Annotated in this window: 14 protein-coding genes and 1 rRNA gene; 7 read left to right on the plus strand and 8 right to left on the minus strand. The window is 73.3% G+C overall.

Features of this window, described 5'->3' with window-relative positions:
• Positions 1 to 75: ribosomal RNA gene (gene rrf / locus ACIQTO_RS24340) — 5S ribosomal RNA — on the plus strand; the annotation flags it as partial.
• Between the two features lie 491 nt (positions 76 to 566).
• Here the strand turns inward: rrf and ACIQTO_RS24345 are convergent.
• The 5 genes from ACIQTO_RS24345 to ACIQTO_RS24365 all read right to left on the minus strand — a co-directional run bounded on the left by ACIQTO_RS24345 (position 567) and on the right by ACIQTO_RS24365 (position 6,099).
• Positions 567 to 1,877, minus strand: a complete 1,311-nt coding sequence (locus ACIQTO_RS24345) for a DUF58 domain-containing protein (protein ID WP_402391701.1) — start codon at positions 1,875 to 1,877, stop codon at positions 567 to 569.
• A 37-nt stretch (positions 1,878 to 1,914) separates the two neighbouring features.
• Entirely contained in the window at positions 1,915 to 2,835 is a 921-nt protein-coding gene (locus tag ACIQTO_RS24350) for an AAA family ATPase (protein WP_402392139.1), read from the minus strand.
• Between the two features lie 110 nt (positions 2,836 to 2,945).
• Positions 2,946 to 4,229, minus strand: coding sequence for a DUF4350 domain-containing protein (locus ACIQTO_RS24355; RefSeq protein WP_402391703.1), 1,284 nt, complete (start codon positions 4,227 to 4,229; stop codon positions 2,946 to 2,948).
• Positions 4,226 to 4,897 carry a DUF4129 domain-containing protein gene (locus ACIQTO_RS24360; RefSeq protein WP_402391706.1) on the minus strand — a complete coding sequence of 224 codons (672 nt, stop codon included), beginning with the start codon at positions 4,895 to 4,897 and terminating at the stop codon, positions 4,226 to 4,228. The genes ACIQTO_RS24355 and ACIQTO_RS24360 overlap by 4 nt, the downstream gene beginning before the upstream one ends.
• Before the next feature lie 5 nt (positions 4,898 to 4,902).
• Positions 4,903 to 6,099 (minus strand): glycerophosphoryl diester phosphodiesterase membrane domain-containing protein, encoded by a 1,197-nt coding sequence (locus ACIQTO_RS24365; protein ID WP_402391709.1) that lies wholly within the window; start codon positions 6,097 to 6,099, stop codon positions 4,903 to 4,905.
• Between the two features lie 310 nt (positions 6,100 to 6,409).
• On the opposite strand from ACIQTO_RS24365, the gene mtrA reads away from it, so the two are divergent.
• Genes mtrA through ACIQTO_RS24380 form a run of 3 tightly spaced genes read left to right on the plus strand, consistent with a single transcriptional unit; the run spans position 6,410 to position 11,100 of the window.
• Positions 6,410 to 7,087 carry an MtrAB system response regulator MtrA gene (mtrA, locus tag ACIQTO_RS24370; protein WP_030061806.1) on the plus strand — a complete coding sequence of 226 codons (678 nt, stop codon included), beginning with the start codon at positions 6,410 to 6,412 and terminating at the stop codon, positions 7,085 to 7,087.
• Between the two features lies 1 nt (position 7,088).
• Positions 7,089 to 9,239: an MtrAB system histidine kinase MtrB gene (mtrB, locus tag ACIQTO_RS24375; protein ID WP_402391712.1), complete on the plus strand. Its 2,151-nt coding sequence runs from the start codon at positions 7,089 to 7,091 to the stop codon at positions 9,237 to 9,239.
• Positions 9,217 to 11,100, plus strand: a complete 1,884-nt coding sequence (locus ACIQTO_RS24380; protein WP_402391715.1) for an LpqB family beta-propeller domain-containing protein — start codon at positions 9,217 to 9,219, stop codon at positions 11,098 to 11,100. The genes mtrB and ACIQTO_RS24380 overlap by 23 nt, the downstream gene beginning before the upstream one ends.
• A 52-nt stretch (positions 11,101 to 11,152) precedes the next feature.
• Here ACIQTO_RS24380 and ACIQTO_RS24385 read toward each other — a convergent pair whose 3' ends face one another.
• Positions 11,153 to 11,854, minus strand: a complete 702-nt coding sequence (locus ACIQTO_RS24385; protein ID WP_402392141.1) for a ComF family protein — start codon at positions 11,852 to 11,854, stop codon at positions 11,153 to 11,155.
• A 429-nt stretch (positions 11,855 to 12,283) separates the two neighbouring features.
• On the opposite strand from ACIQTO_RS24385, the gene hpf reads away from it, so the two are divergent.
• Positions 12,284 to 12,976, plus strand: coding sequence for a ribosome hibernation-promoting factor, HPF/YfiA family (hpf, locus tag ACIQTO_RS24390; protein ID WP_380579194.1), 693 nt, complete (start codon positions 12,284 to 12,286; stop codon positions 12,974 to 12,976).
• Between the two features lie 216 nt (positions 12,977 to 13,192).
• Positions 13,193 to 13,939, plus strand: a complete 747-nt coding sequence (locus ACIQTO_RS24395) for a response regulator (protein WP_380579196.1) — start codon at positions 13,193 to 13,195, stop codon at positions 13,937 to 13,939.
• 31 nt (positions 13,940 to 13,970) lie between these two features.
• Here the strand turns inward: ACIQTO_RS24395 and ACIQTO_RS24400 are convergent, their stop codons facing one another.
• A complete protein-coding gene (locus ACIQTO_RS24400; protein WP_402391718.1) occupies positions 13,971 to 15,152 on the minus strand; it encodes a winged helix-turn-helix domain-containing protein in 1,182 nt (393 codons plus the stop codon).
• Between the two features lie 137 nt (positions 15,153 to 15,289).
• Complete coding sequence (locus ACIQTO_RS24405; RefSeq protein ID WP_402391721.1) at positions 15,290 to 15,886, minus strand: GNAT family N-acetyltransferase; 597 nt, start codon at positions 15,884 to 15,886, stop codon at positions 15,290 to 15,292.
• 251 nt (positions 15,887 to 16,137) lie between these two features.
• Here ACIQTO_RS24405 and secA point away from each other — a divergent pair, with 251 nt between their 5' ends.
• A complete protein-coding gene (secA, locus tag ACIQTO_RS24410) occupies positions 16,138 to 18,900 on the plus strand; it encodes a preprotein translocase subunit SecA (RefSeq protein ID WP_402391724.1) in 2,763 nt (920 codons plus the stop codon).
• Positions 18,901 to 19,178: the final 278 nt, after the last annotated feature.

Genomic DNA, 19,178 nt, shown 5'->3' on the forward strand with positions numbered 1-19,178 from the left:
AACCCGGAAGCTAAGCCTCACAGCGCCGATGGTACTGCAGGGGGGACCCTGTGGGAGAGTAGGACGCCGCCGAACAATCATTGTGAAGAACCCCCTGATCCCTTCGGATCGGGGGGTTCTTTGCGTTTCCGGGAAGACGGGAAATGCCTCCGGGGGTCATGCCTCGAAGGGTGGTATTCCTGAGGCTGCTGTCCGGACCTGTCGGCTCGGACACCGCTAGGGCTGCCGGCCGCGTGGGAGGCGATGCCGCGGGGGAGGCCTGCCGGGTACTGGTGCGGCCCCGCAGTCCCGGCCGGGCCCCCGGTCACCGGGTTCTCCAGGCGGCTCCGGTGAGGGGAAGCGTCGGTCCAGGGCCGGGGACGGAGGGGACGGAGGCGACCCGCCACTGACGCTCCGCTCGCCGGGCCGGGCCACGGCACCGCCGCAGCGCCCGCCGCCGCGCGACCGTACGACTGAGGCCCCGCCACCAACGTGGCGGGGCCTCAGTCGTACGGTCCTACGGTCCCGACGGTGAGTGGAGCGAGCGGACGAAGAGGACGGGCCCCACGACCGGGCCCAGACGGTGCTCAGAGCCGGCCGGCGGCCTTGAGCGCGAGATAGGCGTCGGCGAGGGCCGGGGCCACCGCGGTCGGCGGGGCGTCGAGGACGGTCACGCCGTGGCGGGAGAGGCGGTCGGCGGTGAGCCGGCGGTCGGCGCGGGTCTGCTCGGCGGCGGCCGCGCCGTACACGGCCTCGAGGGTGCCCCGGCCGGCGGCCAGTTCGTCCAGGTGCGGGTCGGAGACCGAAGCCAGGACGACTTCGTGGCGCTTGGTCAGGAGCGGGAGGAGCGGCAGGAGTCCGTCCTCGGCGGGGGCCGCGTCGAGCCCCGTGAGCAGGACGATCAGCGAACGGTGCGGCGCCATCTTGAGTGCGGTGGCGACCAGCGACCGCATGTCGGTCTCGTAGAGGGCGGGTTCCAGGACGGCCATCGCGCTGGTGAAGGCCGGCAGGATCTCACTGGGGGAGCGGCCGGCCACCGAGACGCGCTTGCGCAGGTCGTGGGCGAGCAGGTCGACCCGGTCGCCCGCCTTGGTGGCGAGTGCCGTGAGCAGCAGCGCGGCGTCGAGCGAGGCGTCCAGGCGCGGGGCGTCGCCGACACGGCCCGCGGAGGTGCGTCCGGTGTCGAGGACGATCAGGATGTGCCGGTCACGCTCGGGACGCCAGGTGCGGACGGCGACGGTGTGCCGGCGGGCGCTGGCCCGCCAGTCGATCGAGCGGATGTCGTCGCCGGGCAGGTACTCGCGCAGGGAGTCGAATTCGGTGCCCTGGCCCCGGGTCAGGACGGAGGTGCGGCCGTCGAGTTCGCGCAGTCGGGCGAGCCGGGACGGCAGGTGCTTGCGGCTGTTGAACGGGGGCAGGGCGCGGACCGTCCACGGGACGAGGTGCGAGCCCTGGCGCCCGGCCAGGCCGAGCGGGCCGAGCGAACGGACCGTCACCTTGTGGGCGTGGTGGTCGCCGCGCCGGGTCGGGGTGAGCACGGTGGTGGCCCGGCGCCGCTCGTGGCCGGGGACGCGCAGGCTGTGCCGGGACGCGGCGATCTCGGTGCCGCGTCGCCAGGCGGACGGGGCCCAGGCGTCGCGGACGCTGCCCCGGAGCGGGCGGCCGGCCGGGTTGGTGACGGTCAGTTCGACGGAGGCCGGCTCGCCGAGCCGGACGGTGGTGTCGCCGCCCCGGACGATCCGCAGACTGCGGACGGGGGCGGCGAGCACCAGGTCGACGACGACCGCGAGCAGGACCGCGCCGGTGACGGCGGCGATCCCGCCCCAGGACGGCAGGAGCAGGCCCACGACGAGCGCGCCGAGTGCGGCGAGCAGGGCGGTTCGCCCGGTGAGGGCCATGCGGTGCGCTCCTTCGTGAGCGGGGCGGGGCGGGCGGTCAGCGGGGGGCGGGCGTCTGGGCGAGGACGGCCTGGATGACGGAGTCGGCGGTGACGCCCTCCATCTCGGCCTCGGCGCGCAGCGCGACGCGGTGCCGCAGGGTCGGCAGGGCGAGCGCCTTGACGTCGTCGGGCGTCACGTAGTCGCGGCCGGCCAGCCAGGCCCAGGCGCGGGAGGCGCCGAGCAGGGCGGTGGCGCCGCGCGGGGAGACGCCGATGGAGAGCGACGGGGACTGCCGGGTGGCCCGGCAGAGGTCGACGATGTAGGCGAGCACCTCGGGCGAGACGGTGAGCTTGGCGATCTGCGCACGGGCGGCGGCGATGTGTTCGGGGCCGGCGACGGGGCGGACGCCGGCCGCGGCGAGGTCGCGCGGGTCGAAGCCGGAGGCGTGCCGGGCGAGGACCTGGAACTCCTGGTCGCGGTCGGGCAGCGGCAGGATCAGCTTGAGCAGGAAGCGGTCGAGCTGGGCCTCGGGCAGCGGGTAGGTGCCCTCGTACTCGACCGGGTTCTGGGTGGCGGCGACCAGGAACGGGGCGGGCAGCGCGCGGGGCGTGCCGTCGACGGTGACCTGGTGCTCCTCCATGGCCTCCAGCAGGGCGGCCTGGGTCTTCGGCGGTGTGCGGTTGATCTCGTCGGCGAGCAGCAGGTTGGTGAAGACCGGGCCGGGCTGGAAGGAGAACTCGGCGGTGCGGGCGTCGTAGACCAGGGAGCCGGTGACATCGCCGGGCATCAGGTCGGGGGTGAACTGGATCCGCTTGGTCTCCAGGCTGAGCGCGGTGGAGAGGGTGCGGATCAGCAGCGTCTTGGCGACGCCGGGGACGCCCTCCAGCAGGACGTGGCCGCCGCAGAGCAGGGCGACGACCAGGCCGGTGACGGCGGCGTCCTGGCCGACCACGGCCTTGGCGATCTCGGCGCGCAGGGCGGTGAGCGCCTGGCGCGGGTCGTCGGCGGTCCCCGGGGCGTCAGGAGCGCCGTGGGTGGCGGTCGCCGTGCCGGGGGTGGTGAAGGGGGTGGCGGTGGCCTGCTCGGTCACGGCTTGCGTACCTGCCTTTCGAGGGCGTCGAGGTCGTCGGCGAGCCGCAGCAGCGCGGCGTCGTCGGTCGGGGGCGGGCCGTACAGGAGGGCCCGTACGTCCCCGGCGGGTCGGTCGGGGAGGCGGTCGGTGACGGCCGCGCACAGCGCGGTGGGGTCGGGTGCGCCCGCGTCGGGGGGGACGCCCAGGGTGGGCGCGAGGCGGTGGGCGGCGGCGCGGCGCAGGGCGTCGGCGGCGCGGCCCCGGGCCTTGGCACGGCGGTAGAGGCGGGCGCGGCCCTCGGTGGTCTCGGCGGCGCGGACCACGACGGGCAGGTTCTCACTGATGACGGGGCCGAGCCGGCGGGCGCGCCAGAGCGCGGCGAGCACGGTGGCGACGGCGAGCTGGTACGCGGCCCAGCGCCACCCGGCGGGAATGTAGTCGGTGAACTGCTTGTCGCCGCCGTCGACGACCGGGGCGGTGTAGTCGGGCAGCTGCCAGGTGAGGCGGGGCTGCGAGCCGAGCAGGCCGAGCGCCAGGGAGGCGTTGCCGTCCTTCTTCATCAGCTCGTTGCTGAGGAAGTCGCCGCTGCCGAGGACGACGACCTCGGTGCCCTTGCCGGCCTGGACGACGACCAGTGGGTAGCCGTGGCCGCGCGGGTAGCAGCCCTCGCCGCGGCTGCCGGTGGTGTAGAGCAGGCCGCCGAGGTGGGCGGTGCCGGCCCGGACGGCCTCGGTGAGCGAGCACTGGGCGGCGGTGCTGCGGACGGCGGCGTAGGGGGCGCCGCCGCCCTCCTCGGAGGGACGGACGCCGGGGGCGAGCGCGCTGAGCGCCGCGGGACCGGGGGCGACCAGGACCAGCCGGCTGTGCCGGCCGGCGGCGACGGCGCGCAGCTGGTCGGCGTCGAGCAGGTCGGGCTCGGGGACGACGAGGGTGTCGTTGCCGGTGGAGCGGGTGGGGAGGTCGGCGGTGATGTCGACCTTGAGGCCTTCGCGCTGGAGCAGCGCGACGACGGCGTGGGAGCCGGAGGCGTCGTAGGAGCGCGGGTCGAGCGGCGGGTAGCGGCGCTCCTGGTTGAGGCCGGCCAGGGCCGCGGCGGCGATCAGCAGGAGGACGGCGGTGAGCAGGTACCAGCGCGAGCGGCGCCAGACGCTCCGGCCGGTGGGTGCGAGGCTGCTGGTGCCGGCGGCGGGCCCGGGCCGCGGCGGCGCGGTGGGCGTGGGCGGCACCGGGGACGCGGGCTCGGCGGGCTGCCCACCGGGTGCCGGCGGCGCGGCCGGGCCGGGGGTGGTGCTGGTCATGCCGCTCCTCCCGCGGCCGGGGCGAACGCCGGGCGGGCGCGTTCCAGGGTCTGGTCGAGCTCGCGCAGCTGCTGGTAGGCGGCCCGGTCGGCGGTGTGCTCGCCGTAGGCGATGTCGTCGAAGGTGCGGGCCGCCGAGGCGAGGGCGGCGGCGTGCTCGGGCAGGGCCCGGCCGGCTTCGGCGGCGGCTTCGTCGGCGGTGCGGCCGGGGCGGGTGTCGAGCAGGGTGCGCTCCTCCAGGGCCCGGACGACGGCGCGCATCTGCTCGCGGACGGCCTCGGACCACTGGCCGGCGGCGGCGTGCCGTTCGGCGTCGGCCCGGTACTGGTCGGCGCCGCGCGGTCCGGCGGTGCCGAAGACGTCGAGTGTGGTGCGGGCGGCCCGCTTCGGCGCGCCGAACCGCCACCAGAGGGCGGCGGCGATCACCGCGGCGACCACCAGGAAGAGGATCAGACCGGTGGTGCCGCTGGTGCCGTCGCCGGCGATGGCGGTGAGCGCGTCGTCGATCCGGTCCATCACCCAGTCGTAGACCCGCTGCTGGAGGCTCGGGTCGTGCCGGTGGTAGTCCGCGTTGAGCAGTTCGTCGCGGGCGGCGTCGCGGGCCGGGTCACGCGGAACGGTGACCGGAGCGCCGCCGGCCGCCAGCGCTGTGTCCCCCCAGGTCGGCATCCGGTTCAGAGCCTCGCCGGATTCGGGCCGGTCTGGTCGCCCCAGCCGGTGCCGCCGTACTCGGGCAGGCCCGCGGCACGGGCGAGCTCGATGTCCAGGGCCTCGCGCCGGATCCGCTGGTCGACGTAGAGCAGCACGCCGATGGTGGCGGTGAACGGGATGGTCAGGGTGGAGGCGATCACGCCGGCGATCGCCGTGGTGATCAGGACGGCGGTGGGCAGGGTGGCCGGGTCACCGGCGTCGACCTGGCCGGTCAGGTCGTCGAAGCCGAGGACCAGGCCGACGACCGTGAACGGCACGCTGATGATCCCGGCGACGATGCCGGCCATCAGCTGGCTGAGGATGTTGATGCCGAAGATCCGCCACCAGGAGCCGCGGACCAGCCGGCGCGAGCGGGAGAGCGCCGTCCGGACGCCCTGCTTCTCCAGCATCAGGGCGGGGGCGGCCAGGCTGAGCTGGATCCAGATCCAGATCGCGGCCGGGACGCTGAGCAGGCCGACGACGAAGAGCAGGGCCGCGATGGCGGGCTCGTCCGCGCCGGCCAGCAGGTAGCCGATCATCGGGGCGAAGCCGAGCAGCACGATGCCGGCGCCGATCAGGCCGGTCAGCAGGGTGAGGCCGGTCAGCTGGAGCAGCCGGGGGCGCGCGTCCCGCCAGGCGTCGCGGACGGTGGCGGACTGCCCGAGGATGGCGCGGCTGACCACCATGGTCAGCAGGGCGGCGGCGACGACGCTGAGCAGCATGGTCACCGGCAGGCTCACCAGGGCGGAGAGCACCGGGGTGAGGTCGCCGGTGTCGCCCTTCACGGCGAGCTGGGTGCCGGTGACGGCGGCCTGTTCGACGACGGCGACGCCGAGCGAGAGGCCGAGCGTGGTGCGCCAGTGCTTGCGGATGGTGGAGACGGCTCCGTCGAGGATCTCGCCGAGGCCGAGCGGGCGCAGCGGGATGATGCCGGGCTTGGGGCTGGCGGGGACGCCCCAGCCGGGCTGCCCGTAGGGCCCCTGCGGCCCGTGGCCGCCGTACGGGGGCCCGCCCTTCCCGGGGCCGCCGTAGCCGGCGCCCCAGGCGGGGGGCGCGGTGGGCACGGCGTGGGGTGGTACCGACTGTCCGGGCACGGCGGCGGACGTGTCGGCCGGCGGCCGGGTGTCGTCGCGGGGCGGCTCGGACGAGCTGGGCGAGGCCCAGCCCGGGGTGTCGGTCATCACTGCTCCTCGGAGGGGCGTCAGGGTTCGCGGGGCCGGGTGGATCTTCACCCGCGCGCAGCGCCCATCGTGCCATGGTGGTCGGACGGCCCCCAGGGGTATCCGGTTGCTGAACGGCAACAGGGGCCCGCGCGGTGCCCGGTACGTGGCCCGGACGTGGCCCGCGGGTGGCCCAGGGGGTGTCCGGGGCGGTTCGGTCCAGACCATTCGTCCGGTATGGCCGGAAATCGCCCGGGCTGCCAGTTGGCCGTTCTGGAGCAATGGGGCTGCTGTGCGGCAGGTCACAATCCGGTAATGAGAAGATGGACGCATGAAGGGACGCGTCCTCGTCGTTGATGACGACTCCGCACTGGCCGAGATGCTCGGCATTGTGTTGCGTGGTGAGGGTTTTGAGCCGTTTTTCGTCGCGGATGGGGACAAGGCGCTAGCCGCGTTCCGGGAGACCAAGCCTGATCTGGTCCTGCTGGACCTGATGCTGCCCGGTCGGGACGGCATCGACGTCTGTCGGCAGATCCGGGCCGAGTCAGGCATTCCGATCGTCATGCTCACCGCGAAGACCGACACGGTCGACGTCGTGGTGGGCCTGGAGTCGGGGGCCGACGACTACGTCACCAAGCCGTTCAAGCCCAAGGAGCTGGTGGCCCGGGTTCGCGCCCGGCTGCGCCGCGCCGAGGAGCCGACTCCGGAGCAGCTGACCATCGGCGATCTGGTGATCGACGTGGCCGGCCACTCCGTCAAGCGGGACGGCCGGGGCATCCCGCTGACCCCGCTGGAGTTCGACCTGCTCGTCGCGCTGGCCCGCAAGCCGTGGCAGGTGTTCACCCGGGAGGTGCTGCTGGAGCAGGTCTGGGGCTACCGCCACGCGGCGGACACCCGGCTGGTGAACGTCCACGTCCAGCGGCTCCGGTCCAAGATCGAGAAGGATCCGGAGCGCCCCGAGATCGTGGTGACCGTTCGTGGCGTCGGCTACAAGGCCGGACCCAGCTGACGTGACGTACCAGGCTGACGACACCCCGTCGGAGTCCGCGACCGACGGGGGCCCCGCCGTGCGCGGAGACGTGCTGAGTTCGACCACGCGGAGCCGCCGCCGACGCGGGCCCGCCGTCCTGCTCGCGCCGGTGATCCGTCAGCTGCGCCGGCCCCTGCACCGGGTGTCGGCGCTGTACCGCCGTTCCATCCAGCTCCGGGTGGTCGCGGCCACCCTGATGCTGTCCGTCGTCGTGGTGCTGGTGCTGGGCGTGGTGGTGGTGGCCCAGGTGCGCAACGGGCTGCTGAAGACCAAGCAGGACTCGGCGCGCAGCCAGGCCCGGGCCGGCTTCCAGACCGAGCTGAAGAAGATCGACGAGGCGAAGGACCTGCGGCTCAAGGTCGGCGCGGCCGCCGACCAGACGGTCGATGACACCGGCACCTGGCTGCTCAGGCAGGTCGGTGACCTCGCGGCCAGCGGGCAGAACGTCTACTCGGTGATCGCCATGGTGCGCGACGGGAAGACGGTCCTGCCGGAGACCGCCGGTCTCGGGCCGCGCTACACGGGTGACATCTCGCCGACCAGCGTCCCCGACCCCCTGCGGGCCAGGGTCTCGGCCGAGCCCGGCCAGATCTTCGACCAGCCGACGGTGATCCACCGGTCCGCCGACAGCGGCGGACACACCGAACCCGGTCTCGCCATAGGCATGCAGTTCACCGGCCCCAACAACTTCCCCTACGAGCTGTACTACGTCTTCTCCTTCGGGCAGGAGACCGACACCCTCGGCCTGGTCACCGGGACCCTCGCCACCGCCGGTGTCTTCGTGGTGATCCTGATGGGCGGGATCGCCTGGCTGGTGGTGCGCCAGGTGGTCACCCCGGTCCGGATGGCCGCCGGGATCTCGGAGCGGCTGGCCGCCGGGCACCTGGAAGAACGGATGAAGGTCACCGGCACGGACGACATCGCCCGCCTCGGTGAGTCCTTCAACCGGATGGCCAACGCGCTGCAGGCGCAGATCCGCCAGCTGGAGGAGCTCTCCCGGGTACAGCGGCGGTTCGTCTCGGACGTGTCGCACGAGCTGCGCACCCCGCTGACCACCGTCCGGATGGCGGCCGACCTCATCTACGACAGCCGCGAGGACCTGGACCCGATGGCGGCCCGCTCCGCCGAGCTGCTCCAGGGCCAGCTGGACCGCTTCGAGTCGCTGCTCGCCGACCTGCTGGAGATCAGCCGGTTCGACGCCGGCGCCGCGATCCTGGACGCCGAGCCGGTCGACCTGCGCGAGATCGTCGCCCGGGTGGTGGAGGCCGCCGACCCGCTGGCCCAGGCCAAGGGCAGCGCCGTGGTGATCCGCGGCGACGGCGAGCCGGTGCTCGCGGAGGTGGACTCCCGCCGGATCGAGCGCATCCTGCGCAACCTCGTGGTCAACGCGCTGGAGCACGGCGAGGGCCGCGACGTCGTGGTCCGGCTGGGCTCGGCGGACGGCGCCGTCGCGGTCGGTGTGCGGGACTACGGCATCGGGCTCAAGCCCGGCGAGGCGTCCCGGGTCTTCCACCGCTTCTGGCGGGCCGACCCGTCCCGGGTGCGGACCACCGGCGGTACCGGTCTGGGCCTGTCCATCGCGGTCGAGGACGCGCACCTGCACGGCGGCTGGCTGCAGGCCTGGGGCGAGCCCGGCGGCGGCTCGCACTTCCGGCTCACCCTGCCGCGCACCCGCGGCGGCGAGATCAGCCGGGCGCCGTTCCGGCTGGAGCCGGAGGACTCGCGCAACAACCGGGGTCTCGGCGCGACCGGGGCGCCCTACCGGCGGGCGATTCGGCCGGGCGGTGCCACCGCGCTGACCGCCACCGAGGAGCCGGCCGTCCCGGAGACCCCGGAGGGCTCCGGGGGCAGCGGTTTCGGCAGCGGCCTCGGCGGTGTGCTGAGCATCGGTCCGGGGCTGGGCGCCCGCCGGCCGCCCGAGGGGCCGCGTACCGACCCCTCGGACGTGCGGACCGCGGGCGCCGGGTACGGTGCCACCGGAGCGCAGGTCATGGTGGACCCGACGCCCGGGTGGCCGTCGGTGGCCCAGCGGACGGCGGAACCGGGTGCGGCGGGGACGGCGGAGGCCGTGCACGGCGGAGCCGGGACGGACACGGAGGGGTCGCAGCGTGCGAAGGACCAGCAGGACTGAGCCGCGGCTGGCGGCGGTGGCCGGCGTGGTGCTGGGCGCCCTGCTGGCCGGCGGCTGTGCGGCCATGCCGGACTCCGGCGGGGTCAGCAAGGTCGAGCTGGCGCAGGACGCGGTGGACAAGAACCTGCAGGTCAGGGTCTTCCCGATGGCACCCCCCAAGGGGGCCAAGCCGCGGGACCTGCTGGCCGGGTTCCTGGACGCCGTCACCGCCGACGAGAGCTACGACACCGCCCGGATGTACCTCACGGACGAGGCGGCGGCGAAGTGGAAGCCGGACGCGGGCATCCAGGTGCTCTCCGCCACGCCCTCGCTGCCCGCCCAGACCGTGACCGAGGCCGAGACCTCCTTCGCCGCCCCGGTGTCCGGCATGGTCGTCGCGGAGGTGGACGCCAAGCACTCGTACACCTTCCTGGACGGGCAGAAGGACGCGGACTTCCAGTTCGCGTTCGTCCGGGAGAAGAAGAGCGGCGAGTGGCGGATCGACGCGCTGCCCGACGGCGTGCTCATCAACGAGACCAACTTCCGCATCAGCTACCGCCAGGTGGACCGTTTCTTCTACGCGGCCGACGACCCGTCCGCGCCCGGCACCTCGGTGATCGGCAGCCCGGAGGTCCTGATCGCCGACCCGATCTACCTGCGGCGCCGAATAGACCCGCTGACCTCGGCCGCCAAGGCCGTGGTCGCCGGGCCGTCCGACTGGCTGGCGCCGGTGGCCCGGACCGCCTTCCCGACCGGCACCAACGTCGACCGGGTGAGCGTCGACGAGGCCCGCGCCGCCCACGTGGTGCTCGCCGGTGTCGACCTCGGCGGCACGATGCTCTGCAGGCGGATGGCCGCCCAGCTCCTCTACACGCTCGCCGACCAGGGCAAGGGGCAGGTGGACAAGGTGGACCTGAAGGGTCCGCACAACACCGCCGGCTGCCAGGCGGCCCGCGGTGACCTGCCGAAGACCGGCCCCGGCGCGCTGACCGGGATGGCCGCCCAGAAGCAGTTCTTCCAGCGGGCCGACAACGGCGTCCTGGTCGAGGCCCAGGAGACGGGTGACGGCAGCGCGGTGCGCGGCCCGCTCGGCCGGCCGCAGCCGAACGGCAAGGAGCCGCTCGGCACGATCGCGGTCTCCCGGGACGGCGAGCGGGCGGCCGCGATCGGCGGCAAGGGCCACCAGCTCTACACGGTCCCGCTGGCCGACACCGGACAGGCGATGCCCGAGCCGGTGCTCACCACCCCGGTCCGGTCCGGCCAGAAGGACGAGGACGGCCTGACCTCGCCCAGCTGGGACGGCCGCGGCGACCTCTGGGTGGTGGACCGCGACCCGCAGAACCGGCGGGTGGTGATGGTGCGGGGCAACCGGCCGCCGCTCACGGTGCCGGTCGACAGCCCCGACGGGCAGGTCCTGCAGGACCTCAAGATCTCCTCGGACGCCGTCCGGATCGCCCTGGTGTTCAAGGACGCGCGCGGGGCGCAGTCGCTCTGGATCGGTCTGGTGGTGCACGGCGGTACCAAGGAGGCGCCCACCGCGCGGATCACCGGGCTGCGTCGCGTCGCCCCGGCGATCGCCGAGGTCTCCTCGGTCTCCTGGGCGGAGGTCGACCAGCTGCTGGTGCTGGGCAAGGAGAAGGGCCGCCTGCAGCAGCTGCACTACATCAGCACGGACGGATCGCAGAGCAGTGAGGCCCCGCCCCAGGGCGGGGAGGGGATGGCCTCGGCCCAGGCGGCGGAGTCGCGGGCGGACACCATGGACCAGGCTCCGCCGGTGCTCGCCCGGCAGGGCGCCGACGGCAAGATCTACCGGTTGGTCAACAGCCAGTGGCGCGAGCTCGTCCTCAACTTCCGGGCGTCCTCCTTCATCTACCCGGGCTGAGCCGGCCCGCGGGCGGTGCCCCGTCCGGGGTGCGGGGTCGCCCGGGGCGGGGCTAGCCGGTGCGCGGCCCGCCCGGGCGGTGGCCCGGCGGCCGGCCGGGCCGGTGCGGGACGGCGGCCGCGACGGTGGCGGCCGCCTTCGGCGGGAGCCCGGCGCGGGCCAGCGCCCGCGCGGCCTCGGCCAGGCTGGCGCCGGTGGTCACCAGGTCGTCCACCAGAACCGGCTGACGGCCGGTCAGCCGGCAGTCCGCGCGGGGCAGGACGGTGAGCGCGCCGTGCAGATTGCGCCGGCGCTCGGCGGCACTGAGGCCGGCCTGGTCCGCGACCGGGCGGGTGTGCCGCAGCAGGGGCGCGGCCCGGGCGTCCAGCCCGGCCCGGCGCAGTGACCGGGCGGCGGCGCCGGCCAGCCGCAGCGTCGGATCGTGGCCGCGGGCCCGGACGGCGGAGCGCGCGGAGGGCATCGGCACCAGCAGCAGCGGCGCCAGCCCGGCACGCGGCCCGAGCGAGGAGCGCACGGCCCGGGCGAGTGCCTCGCCGAGCGGCCCGGCCAGTCGCAGCGCGCCGCGCTCCTTGTGCGCGAGCAGCAGCTGCCGGACCGGGTCGGCGTACGGGGCGGCGGCGTGCACCCAGGGCAGCGTGGTGGGGCCGGGGCGGGCCGTGGCCAGGGCCTGGCGGCAGGCCGGGCAGAGCTGGGTGCGGTCGGTGCCGCAGCCGGCGCAGCGGGCCGGCAGCAGCACCTCCAGCAGCCCGGCCAGTGCGTGGCCGAACGGCCCTTGGGCGGTGGGCGGACGGGTGGGGGCGGGGGTGGGCGGCACGGCTGCTCCTGGCGGCGGCAGGCACGGAGAGTGAGCAAAGGATGCGCCGTACGGGGTGTGTTGTCCAGGTATTTACTCATGCTTCACTCGCAAGAGGGTAGACAGGGTGCAACAGCTTGACTGCCAGCCCACGGCATCGGGTCACACCCGTATTCCCGCTTGGGGAGGCGAAAACCCCGTGTGAGGTGTTCGATGAGGCTCCAGGGGGTTTCAATCGTCCCTGGTGGGGAGGAAGTGAGATGAGGGCCAGTCGTTTCCGTCGCTCGCGGCGGAGGCGGAGGGCTAGCAGTGGATTGGCTGGTCCGGCTGGGTCTCAGCCCGATCCGGTAGCACCCGGATCGGCGTCAGCACGAGGGATCGGAGTTCTGCGTGGACATCGTCGTCAAGGGCCGCAAGACCGAGGTGCCCAAGAGGTTCCGCGAGCACGTGGCCGAGAAGCTGGAGAAGGTCCAGAAGTTCGACGGCAAGGTGATCAGCCTCGACGTCGAGGTGTCCAAGGAGCACAACCCGCGTCAGGCCGACCGGTCCGAGCGGGTGGAGATCACTCTCCGTACCCGCGGTCCGGTGATCCGGGCCGAGGCCGCCGCCGGCGACCCGTACGCGGCGCTCGACCTGGCTTCGGCGAAGCTCGACGCGCAGCTGCGCAAGTCCGCGGACCGGCGCCGGGTGCACAAGGGCGGCAACGGCCGCACTCCCATCAGCGTCGCCGAGGCGACCGCGGCCCTGGCCGCGCTGCCCGAGACGACGCGGCAGGAGAGCGAGACCAACGGCGCCGTCCGCAAGACCATGATGGGATCCCTGGAAGTGGAGGGCGAAGGCCCGCTGGTGGTCCGGGAGAAGACCCACCCGGCCGCCCCCATGGCGCTGGACCAGGCGCTCTACGAGATGGAACTGGTCGGCCACGACTTCTACCTGTTCGTGGAGAAGGACAGCGGTCTGCCGAGCGTCGTCTACCGCCGGCACGGTTACAACTACGGCGTCATCCACCTGCAGGCCGACGGATCGGCCGGTCCGGGTGGCGGTGCCGGTGGCGCGATCGGTGGAGCCGACGACGAGGACTGACCGTCCGAGCGGTGTGGGAGAGGTGACCCCGGCGGCCCTGCCGCCGGGGTCACCGGCGTTCCGGGGGCGTTCCGGGGGGCGGGGTGGCGCCGGTCCGGGCCGGTGCGGGGCGCCGGGCGTCACCCGAAGCGGGGGAATCGGCGTCGGAGGGTGACCGGAGGACGTCCGGGGCGTGGAATGATTGGCGAACGACGACCGGCGACGGGGGAGGAGCGGATGGGGGATCACTTCGGGCTGGGGCCGGCCGGGGGGGTGGCGCGGAGGTCGGGGGAGGACCTCGACTACGCCCCGCACCGGAGGGAGCCGATCCGCGTTCTGGTGGTGGACGACCACGCGCTGTTCCGCCGCGGCCTGGAGATCGTGCTCGCCGAGGAGGAGGACATCACGGTCGTCGGAGAGGCGGGGGACGGCGCGGAGGCCGTGCTGAAGGCCGCCGACCTGCTGCCCGACATCATTCTGATGGATGTTCGGATGCCCCGCCGCAGCGGGATCGAGGCCTGCACCGCGATCAAGGACGTGGCGCCCAGCACCAAGATCATCATGCTGACGATAAGCGACGAGGAAGCCGACCTCTACGAGGCGATCAAGGCGGGTGCGACCGGCTACCTGCTCAAGGAGATCTCCACCGACGAGGTCGCCACCGCGATCCGGGCGGTCGCTGACGGGCAGTCGCAGATCAGCCCGTCGATGGCCTCCAAGCTGCTCACCGAGTTCAAGTCGATGATCCAGCGCCGCTCCGACGACCGGGACCTGGTGCCCGCGCCCCGGTTGACCGACCGGGAGTTGGAGGTGCTGAAGCTGGTGGCCACCGGGATGAACAACCGGGAGATCGCCAAGGAGCTGTTCATCAGCGAGAACACCGTGAAGAACCACGTCCGCAACATCCTGGAGAAGCTCCAACTGCACTCGCGGATGGAGGCCGTGGTCTACGCGATGCGGGAGAAGATCCTCGAAATAGGGTGACGGCGGAGCCGGTGCTCCGGGCGCGGCGGGCTCAGTCGGCCAGCAGCCTGTCCAGTGCCGGGCGCAGCGCCTCGTCGTGCAGGGTCTCCACCCGGACGCTGTCGCAGCCCACCCAGGTGGCCGCCTCGCGCAGGGCGGTGGCCAGCGCCTCCACGTGCCGTGCGGAGTCCAGCGAGACCTGACGGGCCACCAGCGTCCGCCCCTCCCGGGCCGGATCGACCCGGCCGACCAGCTGCCCGCCGGTCAGCAGCGGCATCGCGAAGTAGCCGTGCACCCGCTTGTGCTTGGGGGTGTACGCCTCCAGTCGGTGCGTCATGCCGAAGATCCGCTCGGTGCGCGGGCGGTCCCAGACCAGCGAGTCGAACGGGGAGAGCAGCGTGGTGCGGTGCCGGCCGCGCGGCGCGGTGGCGAGTGCGGCCGGATCGGCCCAGGCGGCGGCGGGGGCGCCGGCCGGGCCCCAGCCCGCGACCTCCACCGGGACCAGGCCGGAGTCGGCGAGCACCAGGTCCAACTGCTCGGCCTTCAGCCGGTGGTAGTCCAGCAGGTCGGCCCGGGTGGCCACGCCGAGCGCGGCGCCGGCCTGGGCGACCAGGGTGCGCAGGCAGTCCTCGTCGGTCGGGTCCGGCTCGAACAGTTCGGCGGGGACGGCCTGTTCGGCCAGCGCGTAGACCCGCTTCCAGCTCCGGCGCTCGGTGCAGACCACGTCGCCGAAGGCCAGCGCCCGCTCCACCGCGATCTTGGTGTCGGACCAGTCCCACCAGTCGGCCGTCTTCTTGGCGCCGCCCAGCTCGGTCGAGGTGAGCGGCCCCTCGTCGCGCAGCTTGGCCAGGACGGACCGGTAGGTGGCGGCGTCCACCTGCATGCCCCAGACGTGGGCGCGCTCGCGGTAGCGGCGGCGGCGGAACGCGAAGAGCGGCCACTCCTCGATCGGCAGGATGCAGGCCGCGTGCGACCAGTACTCGAAGCTCGCCCCCGCCGCCCAGTAGGCGGTTTCGACGGCGGGCCGGCCGACGGCGCCGAGCCGCGCGTACGGGATCAGCTCGTGCGAGCGGGCCAGCACCGAGATGGTGTCGAGCTGAACGGCGCCGAGGCGGCGCAGCACCCCGCGTACGCCGCCCCGGCGGTCCGGTGCGCCGAGCAGGCCCTGCGCGCGCAGGGCGATGCGGCGGGCCTCGTCGGCGCCCAGGGTCGTGGCGGGAGTCGTGGCGGTCATGTCGGCGAGCGTAGACCGCGGTACCGACAGCGCCCCGGCCCGGAGCCGCGGCCGGGGCAGGGGCCGGGTGGTGCGGTGTGGTGCGGGGCCGCGGGGTGGCCGCCGGGTCGGGGGCGGTGGTGGGCGCGGAGGGCCGGTCAGTCGTCGAGGTCGGTGGCGAGCAGCCCGGCGATCCAGGAGTCGCGGAACTCGCCGCGCTGTTCGGCGTACGAGCGCAGGGTGCCCTCGAAGCGGAAACCGACCTTCTCGGCGACCGCGCGGGAGCCCTCGTTGCCCACGTACGCGGCCCACTCCAGCCGGCGCAGACCCAGTTCGGTGAGCCCGTGGCGGGCGACGGCGCGGGCGGCCTCGACGGTGAAGCCGCGGCCGCGGTGCTCCTTGGTGGCCCACCAGCCGATCTCGGCGGTGCCCGGCCGGCCGGGGGCGCGGACCAGCCCCTGGGTGCCGACCAGGGCCCCGCTGTCACGCTCGACCACGCACCAGACGAGGGCGTCACCGGTACGCCGGCCGTTGGCGGCCAGGTCGTTGACGAAGTACTCGGCGTCCTCGCGGCGGTACGGACTGGGGACGACCGTCCAGCGCTGGATCTCCTCGTCCTGGCAGGCTTCGAAGATCGCTTCCACGTCGGATTCCCGCGGTGGCCGCAGGAACAGGCGCTCGGTGACGATGGTGTCGGGGGAGACGGTGTCGGGGGCGACGAGGTCGGGTGCGTGGGGCTCGCGGGGCTCTGCCATGAGCGGATTATTCCGTGCAGAAAGCAAACCGGGCATCCGAATATCGGGTCCTGCCGCCCAACTGCCGGGACGGCTGACCGTTTTGCCCCGGTGGACGGTGCTATCGGGCCATGTGCCCGCAGGGGTGACACGGGAATAGCGTGCTGACGCACCTCCCGGGGTGTTGGACTCCTCGCATACGATGGCCCGTGCGGTGGGGTAAACCCGTCGTGCAGTCGTCCAGTGCCAATACAGGCAAGGAGCCCGCTCAAGTGTCCGTCTTCGACAAGATCCTGCGCGCCGGCGAAGGCAAGATCCTTCGCAAGCTGCAGCGGATTGCTGCCCAGGTCAACTCCATCGAAGAGGACTTCGTCAACCTCACCGACGCCGAGCTGCGCGCGCTGACCGACGAGTACAAGCAGCGGATCGCCGATGGTGAGTCCCTGGACGACATCCTCCCCGAGGCGTTCGCGACCGTTCGCGAGGCCGCCCGGCGAGTGCTCGGCCAGCGCCACTACGACGTCCAGATCATGGGCGGTGCCGCGCTGCACCTCGGCTACGTCGCCGAGATGCGTACCGGTGAGGGCAAGACCCTGGTCGGCACCCTGCCCACGTACCTCAACGCGTTGACCGGCAAGGGCGTGCACCTGATCACCGTCAACGACTACCTCGCCGAGCGCGACTCGGAGTGGATGGGCCGGGTGCACCGCTTCCTCGGCCTCGAAGTCGGCGTGATCCTGGGCAGCATGACGCCCGCCGAGCGCAAGCGTCAGTACGGGATGGACATCACGTACGGCACCAACAACGAGTTCGGCTTCGACTACCTGCGCGACAACATGGCCTGGTCGAAGGACGAACTCGTCCAGCGCGGACACAACTTCGCGGTGGTCGACGAGGTCGACTCGATCCTCATCGACGAGGCGCGCACCCCCCTGATCATCTCCGGCCCGGCGGACCAGGCGACCAAGTGGTACGCCGACTTCGCCAAGCTGGTGCAGCGCCTGAAGATCGAGCGCGACTACGAGGTCGACGAGAAGAAGCGCACCGTCGGCGTGCTGGAGGAGGGTGTCACCCGGGTCGAGGACTACCTCGGCATCGACAACCTCTACGAGTCGGTGAACACCCCGCTGGTCGGTTTCCTGAACAACGCCATCAAGGCGAAGGAGCTGTACAAGCGGGACAAGGACTACGTCGTGATGAACGGCGAGGTCATGATCGTCGACGAGCACACCGGCCGTATCCTGGCCGGCCGCCGCTACAACGAGGGCATGCACCAGGCGATCGAGGCCAAGGAGGGGGTGGAGGTCCAGAACGAGAACCAGACGCTGGCCACCATCACCCTGCAGAACTTCTTCCGCCTGTACGACAAGCTCTCCGGCATGACCGGTACCGGCACCACCGAGGCGGCCGAGTTCCACCAGATCTACAAGCTCGGCGTGGTGCCCATCCCGACCAACCGGTCGCCGCTGCGCATCGACCAGCCCGACCTGATCTACAAGTCCGAGCCGGCCAAGTTCGCCGCCGTGGTCGAGGACATCGCCGAGAAGCACGAGAAGGGCCAGCCGGTGCTGGTCGGCACCGTGTCGGTGGCGAAGTCCGAGTACCTGTCGCAGGAGCTGCGCAAGCGCGGCATCCCGCACGAGGTGCTGAACGCCAAGCACCACGAGCGCGAGGCGCAGATCGTCGCGCAGGCGGGCCGCAAGGGCGCCGTGACCGTCGCCACCAACATGGCCGGCCGCGGTACCGACATCATGCTCGGCGGCAACTCCGACCACCTCGCGGCGGCCGAGCTGGCCCAGCGCGGCATCACTCCGGTCGACACCCCGGAGGAGTACGAGGAGGCGTTCCCGGCCGCGCTGGAGAAGGCCAAGGCGTCCGTGAAGGCGGAGCAGGACGAGGTCAAGGAGGCCGGCGGCCTCTACGTCCTCGGCACCGAGCGGCACGAGTCCCGCCGGATCGACAACCAGCTGCGCGGCCGCTCCGGCCGTCAGGGTGACCCGGGCGAGTCCCGCTTCTACCTGTCGCTCGGCGACGACCTGATGCGCCTGTTCAAGGCCGGCATGGTCGAGCGCGTGCTCTCGATGGCCAACGTGCCCGAGGACGTGCCGATCGAGTCCAAGATGGTCACCCGCGCCATCGCCTCGGCGCAGACCCAGGTCGAGCAGCAGAACTTCGAGATCCGCAAGAACGTCCTCAAGTACGACGAGGTGCTGAACCGCCAGCGCGAGGTCATCTACGGCGAGCGCCGCCGCGTGCTGGAGGGCGAGGACCTGCAGGAGCAGGTCGGCCACTTCATGGACGACACCGTCGAGGCGTACGTCAAGGCGGCCACCGGCGAGGGCTACGAGGACGACTGGGACCTCGAGAAGCTCTGGACCGCGCTGAAGCAGCTCTACCCCGTCACCCTGGACCTGGAGGAGCTGGAGGAGGAGGCCGGCGGCACCGCCGGGCTCACCCCGGAGTTCCTCACCAAGGCCATCCAGGAGGACATCCAGGGGCAGTACGGCGCCCGAGAGGACCAGCTCGGTGAGGAGATCATGCGCGAGCTGGAGCGCCGGGTCGTCCTCTCGGTGCTGGACCGCCGCTGGCGCGAGCACCTCTACGAGATGGACTACCTCCAGGAGGGCATCGGCCTGCGGGCCATGGCGCAGCGCGACCCGCTGGTCGAGTACCAGCGCGAGGGCTTCGACATGTTCACCGCGATGATGGAGGGCATCAAGGAGGAGTCCGTCGGCTACCTGTTCAACCTGGAGGTCCAGGTCGAGCAGCAGGTCGAGGAGGTGCCGGTCGCGGACGCCGAGGTGCTGCTCGACAAGCTGGAGAAGGACGCCGCCCGGCCGGAGATCAAGGCCAAGGGCCTGGACGCCCCCAAGCCGCAGCGGCTGCACTACACGGCCCCCTCGGACGAGGTCGGTGGCGGAGTCGTCGAGGGCGACTTCGACGACCTGGCGCCGGAGGACGAGGGCGACGGGCTGACCCGCGCCGAGCGCCGCAAGGCCGCCAAGTCGGCCAAGGGCCGCCGTCGCAAGAGCTGAGGCGGGACCGGCCCGCCCGGTCCGCCGCCACGCAGGGCGCCGCTCCCGTAGGGGGGTGGCGCCCTGCGCCGTTGGCGCGGTGCCCGTGGCCGTGCCCGTGGCCGGCGCGGGAGCCGCGCCCGTGCGGTCTGTGAGACCCGTGCGGCCCCGGTGGCGCCGCCGGGGACCGCCTGCCGCGGAGCCGCCGCCGGAGGCCGCCACAGGGCCCGTCCGGGGCCGCGTGACGGTGGCGCGGCTGCCCCGCGTGGCGCCGGCGCGGAGCGGCTCGGCGGGCAGGC

This window comes from Kitasatospora sp. NPDC091207, assembly GCF_044768625.1.
In the GTDB taxonomy this organism is placed as follows: Bacteria; Actinomycetota; Actinomycetes; order Streptomycetales; family Streptomycetaceae; genus Kitasatospora.